Here is a 12,731-nt window from a genome sequence, read left to right on the forward strand (position 1 = left end):
TGACCCGCGCGCCGCGTCCGCGCGCCGCACCCCGTACCGCCGCCGACCCCCCGGCCACGACCCCCTGGTAAGGGCGTGACAGCCGGGCCACCGAGAGGAACCGTCCCGTGCCCGCCACCCCCGTCCCGCGTCGCGCCCTCGCGGTGCTGGCCGTCCTGCCGCTGCTGGCGCTCGCCACGGCCTGCGGCTACGGCTCCCAGGCCGTGGCGGACACCGAGGGCGCCGTCGCCGGGGCGGCCAAGGTCGACGGCCTGGACTCGGTCCGGATCGGCTACTTCGGGAACCTCACCCACGCGACCGCCCTGGTCGGCCGCCACCAGGGGCTGTTCCAGGAGGAGCTGGGCGGTACGGAGGCGAAGTACGCCACCTTCAACGCCGGTCCCTCCGAGATCGAGGCACTGAACTCGGGCTCGGTCGACATCGGCTGGATCGGCCCGTCCCCGGCGGTCAACGGCTACGTCAAGGCGGGCGGGAAGAACCTGCGGATCGTCTCCGGGTCGGCGTCGGGCGGGGTGAAGCTCGTCGTGGACCCGGAGAAGATCGGCTCCCTGAAGGACCTCAAGGGCAGGAAGATCGCCACCCCGCAGCTCGGCAACACCCAGGACGTGGCCTTCCTCAACTGGATCCGCGAGCAGGGCTGGACGGTCGACGCGCAGAGCGGCAAGGGCGACGTGTCCGTGGTCCGCTCCGACAACAAGGTCACGCCCGACCTGTACCGCTCCGGGTCCGTCGACGGCGCCTGGGTACCGGAGCCGACCGCGTCCAAGCTGGTCGCGGAGGGCGCGGAGGTACTGCTCGACGAGGCCGACCTGTGGCCGGACGGGAAGTTCGTGATCACCAACGTGATCGTGTCGCAGAGCTTCCTGGACGCGCACCCCGAGGCCGTGGAGGCCGTCCTGCGGGCGTCGGTCAGGGCCAACCGGTGGATCGGCGCCCACCCGGAGGAGGCGAAGGCCGCGGCCAACGCCCAGCTCGCCCGGGACACCGGCAAGGAGCTGCCCGCCGAGGTGGTCGACCCGGCGTGGGAGTCCGTCACCTTCCTCGACGATCCGCTGGCCGCCACCCTCGACGCCCAGGCCGACCACGCCGTCAGGGCCGGACTCCTCGAACAGCCCGACCTCGCCGGCATCTACGACCTCGCCCCGCTGAACAAGGTCCTCAGGCAGGCGGGCCGAGACGAGGTCGACGACGCCGGGCTCGGCGTCCAGCAGTCCCGCTAACCCCGTAGCTCTGTGAGATCCCAGGAGGTGACGACCATGGCAACCGTCCTCGCCAAGGCCGCCGACACGGACACGTCCGTGGGGCACGCCGCGCGCATCGACCACGTAACGAAGTCCTTCGCGGGACCGGCCGGGCGGCAGCTCGTCCTCGACGACATCTCCCTCGATGTCGCCCCCGGCGAGTTCGTCACCCTCCTCGGCGCCTCCGGCTGCGGCAAGTCCACCCTGCTCAACCTCGTCGCGGGCCTCGACCAACCCACCACCGGCACCATCACCACCGACGGCCGCCCCGCCCTGATGTTCCAGGAACACGCCCTGTTCCCCTGGCTCACCGCGGGCAAGAACATCGAACTCGCCCTCAGGCTGCGCGGCCTGCCCCGGACCGAACGCCGCGAACGCGCCGAGGAACTCCTCGAACTCGTCCGCCTCCAGGGCGCCCACGGCAAACGCGTCCACGAGCTCTCCGGCGGGATGCGCCAGCGCGTCGCCATGGCCCGCGCCCTCGCCCAGGACAGCAGACTCCTCCTCATGGACGAGCCGTTCGCCGCCCTGGACGCCATCACCCGCGACGTCCTGCACGACGAACTCACCCGCATCTGGAGCGAGACGGGACTGTCGGTCCTGTTCGTCACCCACAACGTCCGCGAGGCCGTCCGCCTCGCCCAACGCGTGGTCCTGCTCTCCTCCCGCCCGGGCCGCGTCGCCCGCCAGTGGACGGTCGGCATCCCGCACCCGCGCCGGATCGAGGACGCCGACGTCGCCGAACTGTCCGTCGCGATCACCGAAGAACTGCGTGGGGAGATCCGCCGCCATGGCCAGCACTGACACCGACGCCAAGGACGGCAACGACCTCGCCGGACTGGAGGCGGGCCTGGACGCCCTGGAATCCGTCCAGGTCCGGCGCACCCCGCTGCGGGACACCCTCGTCCAGAAGGTGCTGCCGCCGGTCGTCGCCGTCCTGCTGGTGCTGGCCCTCTGGCAGCTGCTGGTGAGCACCGGCGTCGCCGACGACCCCGGCAAGCTGCCCGCGCCCTCCGACGTGTGGGCCGAGCTGCGCGCCGCCTGGCTCCAGGGCACCCTCCACGCGTACGTGTGGACGTCCGTCTCGCGCGGGCTGCTCGGCTTCCTGATGGCGCTGGCCATCGGCACGCCGCTGGGCCTGCTGGTGGCCCGCGTCCGGTTCGTCCGGGCGGCCATCGGCCCGGTCCTGTCCGGGCTGCAGTCCCTGCCGTCGGTCGCCTGGGTGCCGCCCGCGGTGATCTGGCTCGGCCTGAACAACCAGATGATGTACGCCGTCATCCTGCTCGGCGCGGTCCCCTCCATCGCCAACGGGCTGGTCGCGGGCGTCGACCAGGTGCCGCCGCTGTTCCTGCGCGCCGGGCGCACCCTGGGCGCCACAGGGCTGAAGGGCACCTGGCACATCGTGATGCCCGCCGCGCTGCCCGGCTACGTCTCCGGTCTGAAGCAGGGCTGGGCGTTCGCCTGGCGCTCCCTGATGGCCGCCGAGATCATCGCCTCCTCCCCCGACCTGGGCGTGGGCCTCGGCCAGCTCCTGGAGAACGGCCGCAACAACAGCAGCATGTCCATGGTCTTCTTCGCCATCCTGCTGATCCTCGTCGTCGGCATCGCCATCGACCTGCTGATCTTCAGCCCGCTGGAGCGGCGGGTGCTGCGCGGCCGTGGTCTCCTGGTGAGGAGCTGAGACATCCCATGAACGCACCGGTCCTCCTCGTCATCGCCCACGGCAGCCGAGACCCCCGGCACGCCGCGACCGTGCACGCCCTGGTGCGGCGGGTGCGGTCGCTGCGGCCCGGTCTGCGGGTGGAGACCGGCTTCCTGGACTTCAACATCCCCTCCGCGCAGGGCGTGCTGGAGTCCCTGGCCGCCGAGGGCGTGCGGGACGTCGTCGCCCTGCCGCTGCTGCTCACGCGCGCCTTCCACGCCAAGGCCGACGTTCCAGCGGTCCTCCAGGGTGCGCCACGACACTTGCGGATCAGTCAGGCCGACGTCCTCGGCCCGTCACCGCTGCTCCTGGGCGCGCTGGAGCGGCGGCTGTACGAGGCCGGGCTGACGCCTGGCGACAAGTCCTCGACCGGGGTCGTGCTGGCCTCGGCGGGGTCCACCGACCCGGAGGCGATCGCAGTGATCGCGGCAATCGCGCGGGAGTGGCGGCACACCGGTTGGTGCGCCGTGCGGCCTGCGTTCGCCTCCGCTGGTAATCCCGCGGGGTTCTCCCGCACGGAGGACGCCGTGCGGGAGCTGCGGGCGCTCGGCTGCTCCCGCGTCGCCGTGGCGCCGTACGTCCTGGCCCCCGGCTTCCTGCCGGACCGCATCGCCCGCGGCGCCGCCGACGCGGACGTCCTCGCCGACGTGCTGGGCCCGGCGCCGGAGGTGGCGCGGGTGCTGCTGGAGCGGTACGAGGCGGCACGGCTCCCGGGGCTGCGGGCGATCGGCGCCTGAGGACCCGCCGCTCACCCGGCGGTCATCTCCACCAGCTTCCGTACGGTGTTCCAGTTGCGGCTGGTGGCGACGAGGCCCTTGGTGAGGCGGGGCCTGGCCAGTTGTTCGGCGAGCCTGGAGCGGCCGAGGCCGTCGGGGACGTGGAGGTAGAGGGCGCGGTCGCCGAGTCGGAACTCCTCGGGGAGGTAGGCGCTCTGGTCGATCTCCGCGAACCGGTCGGGGCCGACGGGCGCGGAGAAGTAGGTGACGTGGAGTTGTCTGGGCTCCAGGTCGGCGGCCGGGAAGGGGCAGGCGTCGGCGATCGCCGCGAGGTAGGCGTGGTCGCGGACGAGGACGTCGACGCCGAAGCCGAAGTGCTTCCCGATGGCCTCGGTGAGTTCCGCGGCGAGGGAGTCCTCGTCGCCGTGGTCGGCGGTGAAGACGGCCTGGCCGCTCTGGAGGTACGTGCGTACCGCGTCGTAGCCGTCGAGGCGTTCCATCAGGGTGCGCAGCTCGGCCATCGGGACCTTCTTGCCGCCGACGTTGATCCCGCGCAGCAGCGCCGCATAGGTGTGGGTCACCCCCACACCCTAGGACGGCCGCCGTGCCCCGTGGGGGCGGGCACGGCATCCGCCCTGGTGTGGGGGCTCACGGGAACCCTACCCCCGAGATCACTCCCCGAGACCTCGGATAGATGTAAGGGGCCGTTGTCCTCCCCAGAGGGGAGGGGCGGGGGGCCGTCGGGAGGACGGTGGGCCTCCGCGCTTTCACCAGGCAGTACGACGAGACGGCTTTGTCGGGCCCCTACCTTCAATAGCGGAAGGTGGCGGCAGGGGGCTGCCACCGCGCGACGAGGGGCATCCCGTGATGGGGAACGGAGAAACACGCGTGCGGGGGTTCGCCGCGCGGGCTGGCGGCTGGAGCGCCAGGCACCGGTGGGCGGCGGTGGGCATCTGGGTGCTCTTCGTCGTGCTGGCGATGGGGCTCGGCTCGGCGGCGGGCCGCGTCGACGTCAAGGACAGCGACCAGCTGCCCGGCGAGACCCACACCGCCGCGAAGATCATCGAGGACGCCGGGATCGAGGAACCGGCCAGTGAGACCGTACTGATCCAGGCCAAGGACGCCGGGGTCAAGGCCACCGACCCGGAGTTCCGCGCCGCGGTCGACGCGGTGATCGAGGCGGTCGGCGCCACGGACGCCGCCGCCGACATCCAGTCGCCGTACGACACCCGGACGATCTCCGCGGACGGGCGCAGCGCGCTGGTGCAGTTCGACATACGCGGGGAGTCGGACACCGCCGGTGAGCGGGTGGAGCCCGTGCTGAAGGCCGTCGAGGGCGTCCAGAAGGACCACGGGTCGCTGCGGATCGAGGAGATCGGCGGCGCCAGCATGATGAAGACGTTCGACGACGCCTTCGGGGACGACTTCCAGAAGGCCGAGTACTCCGCCGTCCCGGTGGCCCTCGGCATCCTCCTCATCGCGTTCGGCGCGCTGGTGGCGGCGCTGCTGCCGGTGCTGCTCGCCGTCACCGCGATCATGGCGACCATGGGCCTGATGGGCATCGTCAGCCACGTCATGCCGATGAGCGACACCGCCAACTCCGTGATGCTGCTGGTCGGTCTGGCCGTCGGTGTCGACTACTGCCTGTTCTACCTGCGCCGTGAGCGTGAGGAGCGCGAGGCGGGCCGGGACGCGCAGACCGCCCTGCGGATCGCCGCCGCGACCAGTGGCCGGGCCGTCGTGGTCTCCGGTGTCACGGTGTGCGTGGCGATGGCGGGCATGTTGTTCACCGGGCTCGCCGAGTTCGAGGCGATGGGCCTGGCCTCGCTGATGGTCGTCGCGGTCGCCATGGTCGGCTCGGTGACCGTGCTGCCCGCGCTGCTGTCGCTGCTGGGCGAGCGGGTGGAGAAGGGCCGTATCCCGTTCCTGCGCCGCCGCGGCCGCAAGAACGGCACGGGCCCCGGCAAGAGCAGTGGCGAGAGCCGGTTCTGGGGCGCCGTGCTGAAGGGCGTACTCGCCCGGCCGGTGCTCGCCGTGGTCGTCGCGGCCGGTGCGCTCCTGGCGATCGCCGCGCCCGCGGTCGGCATGAAGACGCAGAACCTCACCCTGGACCAGGAGTTCGGTGACTCGCTGTCCATCGTGCAGACCTACAACCGCGTCAACGACGCCTTCCCCGGCGGCTCCGACCCCGCCGAGGTGATCGTGAAGGCCGACGACATCAACGCCCCGGAGGTGCGCTCCGCGCTCGCCGACTTCCGGGAGCGGGCGATCAGTTCGGGTGCCTCCCGCGGCCCGGTCGAGATCAAGACCCACGACGAGCAGAACGTCGCCTTCGTCTACGTCCCGCTGGTCGGCGGCTCCGACCTGGACAAGGCGGGCGAGAGCCTGGACAAGCTGCGCGACGACGTGCGGCCCGCCACCCTCGGCCGGGTGGACGGCGTGGACGCCCCGATCACCGGACAGGTCGCCGGTTCCAAGGACTTCAACGACCAGCTCGTCGGCTCCGTCGTCCCGGTCTTCGTCTTCGTGGTCGTCTTCGCCTTCCTGCTGATGCTGCTGTCCTTCCGCTCCCTGACCGTCGCGATCACGTCCATCGTGCTGAACCTGCTCTCGGTGGGGGCGGCGTACGGCATCCTCGTCGCCGTCTTCCAGCACGGCTGGGGCGCGTCGCTGGTGGGCGCGGAGGGCGTGGGCGCGATCGTCAGCTGGCTGCCGCTGTTCCTCTTCGTGATCCTGTTCGGCCTGTCCATGGACTACCACGTGTTCGTGGTCTCCCGGATCCGCGAGGCGCGGCTGCGCGGCCGCACGACGAAGGACGCGATCGCCCACGGCGTGGTCACCACGGCGGGCGTCGTCACCAGCGCCGCCGTCATCATGGTCGCCGTCTTCGCGATCTTCGGCACCCTGTCCATGCAGTCCATGAAGCAGATGGGCGTCGGCCTCGCCGCGGCCGTCCTGATCGACGCGACGATCATCCGCGGCGTCCTGCTCCCGGCGGTCATGGCCCTCCTCGGCGAACGCAACTGGTACCTCCCGAAGTGGCTCCACCGCCTCCCGGACCTGACCCACGACGAGTCGGCGGACGCGGTCGCGGGCGAACAGCCCCCGGCGGTAGAGGAGGAAGGCGAACGGGTCGGAGTCTGACCCCGGGCCACCCCGACACGGCAGGCGCCCGCACCCGTTCCAGGGTGCGGGCGACTGTATGCCCCAGGGGCGCGGGGAACTGCGCGACCAGCCACCCCCCACCCGCGGACGGCGACGTACTCCACCGCCCCCTCAGCGACCGCCCCCACCGGACAACTCCGCCTCGATCAGGTCCGCCGCCCGCCGGGTACCCCCCTCCGCGGCCATCTCCGCCTGAATCGCCTTCAGCCGCCCCGCCACCTCCGGCGCGTCGACCAACGCCAGCGCGGCCTCACGCAGACGCTCCGCCGTGGCCTCCTCCTTCGGGAGATACCGGGCGACGCCCAACCCCTGGAGCATCTCCGCGTTGCCGAACTGGTCCACGGCCTGCGGTACGGCGATCATCGGCGTGGCCGTGGCCAGGCCCTCCTGGCTGCCCCCCGCCCCCGCGTGCGTGACGAACAGGTCGGCCTGCCGGAGCACGGCGAGCTGCGGCACCCACGACCGCACCTCCACGCTCGCGGGCAGGTCACCCAGCTCACTCGCGTCGACATATCGACCGACCTGGAGCACGGTGTGCCACCCCGGCAGCTCGCCGAAGGCCCGCACGAACTCCCGGTAGAAGCCGGGCTGCTTGGTGAACGCCGACCCCAGCGAGACCAGCACCACCTTCTCGGCGTCGCGGGGCCGCGCCCACTCCCCCTCGGCGGCGCGGTCGCCCTGGCAGGCGCCGACGAAGGTGTGGACCCGCTCGTCGACCCGGTCGGCGTTCGGCTGGAGCGCCCTGGGGATGAGCACCAGGGAACGGGCGGGGCGGCCCACGAAGGAGTCGGGGTGCTCGGTGATCCCGTTCTCCGCCAGCCAGCCCTCGAAGCGGGCGTAGTAGGCCCGGCCCCGTTCGGTCTTCTTCGGCTCCTCCCACATCGGCTCCCCGACCTCCTGCTCGTAGCCGTCCCAGGCGACCAGGTTGGGAGAGAGGGAGACCGCGGGCACGCCCCAGCGGTGGGCGAGGACCCGGGCCGGGTAGGAGGTGATGTCGTGCAGCACGAGATCGGGCTCGTCGCCTTCGTACGCGGCGACGAGCTGCGGCAGCGCCTGGATCGCGTCGTCGAGGAACGGCTCCACGTTGTCCAGCAGTGTGGAGCCCCACGCCTCCGGGTCGGCGTCGGGTCCGGGCAGGGTCGACCGCCAGGTCCTCACCTCGGCACCGGTCTCCGCGACCTTCTCGGCGAAGGCGGGCGGGATCGCGTACGTCACCCGGTGCCCGCGCGCCACCAGCTCACGGACGACCTCCAGGCTCGGGTTCACGTGCCCGTGGGCGGCGATGGAGAACATGGCGATATGCGCGGGATGCGCGGGAGTTGTCATGCCGAACACCCTAGACGAGACGACACGTCTCGTCTAGTGCAATCCTCGCTCCCCACCCCCACCTGCGCGAATGCGAAACTAGCCAGCGACCGCACGACCCGACCCCCCGGAGGCGCACGATGGACGAGGCACGCGCGCGGTACGCGCTGACCGCGGCGGAGGTGCTGCCCGCCGCGACGGCGCGGGAGGCCCGGCTGCTCGCCCTCGGCGAGAACGCGGTGTTCGCCGCCGGTGACCTGGTCGTCAAGGTGGGCCGGGACACCGAACTCCTGGCCCGGGCCCACCGCGAACTGCGCGTCGCCCACTGGCTCGCGGAAGCGGGCGTCCCCGCGGTCAGGGCGGCGGCCGACGAGGCGACGCTCGCCGAAGGCCACCCGGTCACCGTCTGGCACCGCCTGCCGGACGCCGTACGGACGGCGGAACCCCGGGACCTCGCGGAGCTGCTACGCCTGGTCCACGCCCTGCCGACCCCACCGGACCCCACCCTGGGACTGCCGCCCCGCGACCTGCTGAGCGGCGTCGAACGGTGGCTCCGCCTCGCCGGTGACGCCGTCGACGCGGCGGACGCCGCCTACCTGCGCGACCGCCGGGACGGCTTCGCGGCAGCCGCGGCGGCGCTGACCCCCCACCTCCCCCCGGGCCCGATCCACGGCGACGCGCTCCCCCGCAACGTCCACGTCGGGCCGGACGGCCCCGTCCTGGTCGACCTGGAGACCTTCTCCGCCGACCTGCGCGAACACGACCTGGTGGTGATGGCCCTCTCCCGCGACCGCTACGGCCTGCCGGCCGCGGCCTACGACTCCTTCACCACGACCTACGGCTGGGACGTCCGCGACTGGAACGGCTGGGACGTCCTACGCGGCGCCCGCGAAACGGCCAGCTGCGCCTGGGTCGCCCAGCACGCCCCCGACCACCCCAAGGCCCGGACGGAGTTCCGGCGCCGGGTGGCATCCCTACGGGACGGGGACGTGACGGTGCGGTGGTATCCGTTCTGAGGACGCCCGACCTCAGGCCCGCTCCCCCGCCAACTCCCGCAGCGGCCAGGTCCCGTCGACCACCGCCCCCGTCTCGCCCTTGCGGCGCAGGAAGCCCTGGAAGTCCGCCGCCCACCGCGCGGACCACTCGATCTGGCGGCGGTGCAGGTCCGCCGGGCCGAGGGAGGCGATCTTGGGGTGGCGGGCGGCTATCGCACCGGCCAGGCGGGCGGCGGCGAGGGCGTCCGCGGTGGCGTCGTGGGCGGTGTCGAGGGTGATGCCGTACTCGGCGCAGACCGCTTCGAGGTTGCGCTTGCCGCGGCGGTAGCGGTCCACCTGGCGGTCGATGGTGTACGGGTCGATGACGGGCGCGGGATCCAGGCCGCCCAGGCGGTCGCGCAGGGACGGCAGGGCGTGGCGGCGCAGTTCGGCGGCGAGCAGGGTCAGGTCGAAGGCCGCGTTGTAGGCGACGACCGGGACGCCCGTCTTCCAGTAGCCCACGAGGACGTCGGCGATGGCGTCGGCGACCTGGTCGGCGGGGCGGCCCTCGGTGGCCGCGCGCTCGTTGCTGATGCCGTGGACGGCGACCGCGTCGGCCGGGATCTCCACTCCGGGGTCGGCGAGCCATTCCCGGCGCCCCAGGGGCTGCCCGCCCCTGACCTCGATCACGGCTCCCGTGACGATGCGCGCCTCGTGCGGGTCGGTGCCCGTCGTCTCCAGGTCGAAGCCGATCAGTAGTTCCCGGTGCCAGCTCATGGTGGCCCCCCTTCTTGGTGGTGCTCTCCCCCAGTGATCTCCACCTTGCCATGGGCCACTGACAATCGGAGGATCGGCTTCCGATCAGGGGTGAGCAGCGCCGCGTTTCAGGACACAGGGCGTGAATCCGCCCACGTCACCTCGAACTCCTCCCGGTAGGTGGTGAACAGTCCCGTCTCTCCCATGGCGTGCTGGTCGCCCGGTCTGACCACCTTGGTGCCGCTCCGCAGGACCAGGACCGGGGCCTCCATCCCCCGGGAGCGGCGCAGGTAGGACTGGACGACCGCGATGCCGTCGGAGCCGTCGCCGTCGACCAGGTAGGCGGTGCAGCGCGGGGTCTCGTCGTAGACCTGGATCTGGAAGGCGTCCGGGTCGCGCAGCCGGGCGCGGACGCGGCGCATGTGGAGGATGTTCATCTCCACCGCGCGGCTCAGTTCGCCCCGCTTGATGCCGAGTTCGCGTTCCCGGCGCTTGACCGCGCTGGAGGCCGGGTTGAGGAACAGCAGGCGGGCCCGGCAGCCCGCCTCCGCGAGGCGGACCAGGCGGCGGCCGGAGAAGTTCTGCACGAGCAGGTTGAGGCCGATGCCGAAGGCGTCGATGCGGCGGGCGCCGTCGAAGATGTCCTCGGCGGGGAACTGCCGCAGCAGCCGCACCCGGTCCGGGTGGACGGCGACCACGTCGGCGTACCGGTCGCCCACCAGGTCCTCCACCGCGTCGACCGGCAGCCGGCGGGCGGAGGGCACGTCGCTGCCGGCGCCGAGGATCTCCAGGAGCCGGGCAGAGGCGCGTTCCGCCTGGGCGAGCACGGCCTCGGACAGGGCCCGGTTGCGGGAGACGACGTTGCGGGTGACCTCCAGCTCGTCCAGGGCGAGTTCGACGTCGCGGCGGTCGTCGACGTACGGCTCGAAGCACGGCCAGTGCTGCACCATCAGCTCGCGCAGCTGGGGCAGGGTGAGGAAGCTGAGGACGTTGTCGTCGGCCGGGTCGAGCAGATAGCCCTTGCGGCGGCTGACCTCGCGGACCGCGACCGCGCGCTGCACCCACTCCTGTCCGGCCGGTCCGGCCGCGGCGACCACCCACTCGTCGCCGTGGACGGGCTCGTAGATCGGGCGCAGTACGGCGGCCACGACCGCGCGGAGCCGTTGTTCGACGAGGTTCAGCCAGATGTAGGCCCGGCCCGCGCGCTGGGCGCGGGTGCGCACTTCGTGCCAGGCTTCGGCGTCCCAGTCCAGCTCCGGGCCGATGGAGTGGGTCTCCATCGGCCGGGCCAGCGACACCGTGCCGGGCGGGACGTCTGTGGAGTGCCCCTCGTGACCCTCGTCACCAGGGGGCAGCTCCAGCCCTCCCGAGCCCACCCGCGCACCGCCTTCCGCTCCCCCGGGCACTCCCCAGTCTCAACGATCAAGGAAGGGTACTCCGGGAGCGGTCGGCGGTGCAGCAGGATGCGCAGGGTCGTTGCTCAACTACCGTTTTCGGGGCCCCCGTTCTGGTCGGCCAGCTCCGCGGGAGTGAGCGGGTTCATAGCGGTGACGTCGCGCGGGGCGAGCGTGAAGCCCTGCCAGTGGACGGGCATGGGCTGCTGGTCCTCGTCGCGGGCGATGTGGTGGAAGCCGACGTTCACCCAGACCACGGGCCGCTTCAGCCGCTGTCCGTCGACCCACTTGTCCACGGACTTGCCGTGCCCGGCGGGGCAGGCGCCCAGGTTGTCGCTGGCGAACTGCTCGCACTTGTCGTACTCGGTGAAGTAGACGTCGTGCCGGGTGTAGGCGCGGCCGGGGTACTTGGCGGAGGGGCCGGGGACGATCTCGTACGACCGCTTGTGGCCGTCCTTGTTCTTGCCGGTGGCGCTGACCATGCGCCACCAGCGCATGTTCCTGGCGTCCCCGGCGAGTTCGTGGGTGACCCTGGTGCGGGTGGTGGTGTTGCGGGGGCCCTCGCCGCCGCGCGCGGGCGGGGTGACCTTGGAGTCGTACTGCTCGACGCGGCCCTTGGAGGAGCCGTCCAGGGCGAAGCCCAGCCGCCAGAAGACGTTGTGCGCGTGGCTGGTGGCGTAGTCCTTGGCGCCCTTGCCGAGGGGCCAGCCGCGGCCGTCCCCGGCGTCGTAGTCGAACGGGGAGAGGGAGCCGGTGGCGCCGACGTTCATGGAGATGGTGCCGTCGTCCTGGAAGCGCCACTCGGTGATGTACTCGTACCAGCCGGTCTGGTTGACGGTGTAGACCAGCAGGTCCTTGCCCTGCTTCTGGTAGACCTTGTTCGCGCTGTCGCCCTGCATCCGGTAGGCGTGCCCGCGCGAGCGGGTGGTGGTGCACAGGCCCTTGACCCGCTCACGGCTGGGGTCCCAGGCGTTGGGGACCTTCACCGTCTTCAGGGTGCCGCCGGGGCACTCGGAGGGCTTCAGGTCCATCAGGCCCTGGGCGAAGCCCGCCTGGGTGAGGTCCTGGTACTCGTTCTGGCCGTCGTCGTAGGGGACGTGGATCTGGCCGAGTCTCGCGCTGGAGAGGACCTTGATGGGGCTGGTCTCGCCGGGCGGCTGGTAGGAGACGTCCGCCAGGGTGAGCCCGGCGTCCTTGTGGTAGCGCCAGCACATGCGCCAGGTGGTGCCGGTGCTGAGCTTCTGCTCGATGCGGTGCGCGGCGCCGCAGTCGGCCGCCGCGGCGGGCGCCGCCGCCGGGTTCTGCGCGGGGCGGGCGGCGGCCGGTCCGGCGCCGGTGGCGGCACCGGCGGCGAGGGCGGCCAGGGCGACGGCCGCGCCGACGGTCCGGGTACGGCCGCGGGTGTCCTTCTTGGGTATGACGGACTGGGGCATGGTGAAGTGACTCCTACAAGGAGTGGGTGGGAGAAGTGGACCGGA

At 72.3% G+C, this 12,731-nt stretch carries 11 protein-coding genes; 6 read left to right on the top strand and 5 right to left on the bottom strand.

All coding sequences use genetic code 11. The annotated features are described in order from the left end of the window. Window positions 1–107 precede the first annotated feature (107 nt). Genes ABZ659_RS31990 through ABZ659_RS32005 form a run of 4 tightly spaced genes read left to right on the top strand, consistent with a single transcriptional unit; the run spans window position 108 to window position 3,680 of the window. On the top strand, window positions 108–1,220 hold the full coding sequence (locus tag ABZ659_RS31990; RefSeq protein WP_360227093.1) for an aliphatic sulfonate ABC transporter substrate-binding protein: 1,113 nt from the start codon (window positions 108–110) through the stop codon (window positions 1,218–1,220). 36 nt (window positions 1,221–1,256) lie between these two features. Beyond that, the gene (locus tag ABZ659_RS31995; RefSeq protein WP_360227096.1) at window positions 1,257–2,045 is read left to right on the top strand and encodes an ABC transporter ATP-binding protein; all 789 of its coding nucleotides are present in this window, start codon (window positions 1,257–1,259) and stop codon (window positions 2,043–2,045) included. Continuing rightward, window positions 2,032–2,922, top strand: coding sequence for an ABC transporter permease (locus ABZ659_RS32000; protein WP_360227099.1), 891 nt, complete (start codon window positions 2,032–2,034; stop codon window positions 2,920–2,922). The genes ABZ659_RS31995 and ABZ659_RS32000 overlap by 14 nt, the downstream gene beginning before the upstream one ends. 8 nt (window positions 2,923–2,930) lie before the next feature. Further along, a complete protein-coding gene (locus tag ABZ659_RS32005) occupies window positions 2,931–3,680 on the top strand; it encodes a sirohydrochlorin chelatase (RefSeq protein WP_360227102.1) in 750 nt (249 codons plus the stop codon). A gap of 11 nt (window positions 3,681–3,691) precedes the next feature. Here ABZ659_RS32005 and ABZ659_RS32010 read toward each other — a convergent pair whose 3' ends face one another. Continuing rightward, window positions 3,692–4,240 (bottom strand): DUF1697 domain-containing protein, encoded by a 549-nt coding sequence (locus ABZ659_RS32010; RefSeq protein WP_360227105.1) that lies wholly within the window; start codon window positions 4,238–4,240, stop codon window positions 3,692–3,694. A 286-nt stretch (window positions 4,241–4,526) separates the two neighbouring features. Between ABZ659_RS32010 and ABZ659_RS32015 the strand changes: the two genes are divergently transcribed. After that, a complete protein-coding gene (locus tag ABZ659_RS32015; RefSeq protein WP_360227108.1) occupies window positions 4,527–6,803 on the top strand; it encodes an MMPL family transporter in 2,277 nt (758 codons plus the stop codon). 132 nt (window positions 6,804–6,935) lie between these two features. On the opposite strand, the gene mgt is transcribed toward ABZ659_RS32015, so the two are convergent. Then, a complete protein-coding gene (mgt, locus tag ABZ659_RS32020; RefSeq protein WP_360227111.1) occupies window positions 6,936–8,150 on the bottom strand; it encodes a macrolide-inactivating glycosyltransferase in 1,215 nt (404 codons plus the stop codon). A 119-nt stretch (window positions 8,151–8,269) separates the two neighbouring features. On the opposite strand from mgt, the gene ABZ659_RS32025 reads away from it, so the two are divergent. Beyond that, a complete protein-coding gene (locus tag ABZ659_RS32025; protein WP_360227114.1) occupies window positions 8,270–9,145 on the top strand; it encodes an aminoglycoside phosphotransferase family protein in 876 nt (291 codons plus the stop codon). A 12-nt stretch (window positions 9,146–9,157) separates the two neighbouring features. Here ABZ659_RS32025 and ABZ659_RS32030 read toward each other — a convergent pair whose 3' ends face one another. The 3 genes from ABZ659_RS32030 to ABZ659_RS32040 all read right to left on the bottom strand — a co-directional run bounded on the left by ABZ659_RS32030 (window position 9,158) and on the right by ABZ659_RS32040 (window position 12,686). Then, a complete protein-coding gene (locus ABZ659_RS32030; RefSeq protein WP_360227117.1) occupies window positions 9,158–9,880 on the bottom strand; it encodes a 3'-5' exonuclease in 723 nt (240 codons plus the stop codon). 107 nt (window positions 9,881–9,987) lie between these two features. Further along, window positions 9,988–11,235 (bottom strand): SAV2148 family HEPN domain-containing protein, encoded by a 1,248-nt coding sequence (locus ABZ659_RS32035; RefSeq protein ID WP_360227120.1) that lies wholly within the window; start codon window positions 11,233–11,235, stop codon window positions 9,988–9,990. 104 nt (window positions 11,236–11,339) lie between these two features. Continuing rightward, entirely contained in the window at window positions 11,340–12,686 is a 1,347-nt protein-coding gene (locus ABZ659_RS32040; RefSeq protein WP_360227123.1) for a copper amine oxidase, read from the bottom strand. Between the last annotated feature and the right edge of the window lie 45 nt (window positions 12,687–12,731).

Source organism: Streptomyces sp. NPDC006997 (assembly GCF_040635175.1).
Taxonomy (GTDB): Bacteria; Actinomycetota; Actinomycetes; order Streptomycetales; family Streptomycetaceae; genus Streptomyces.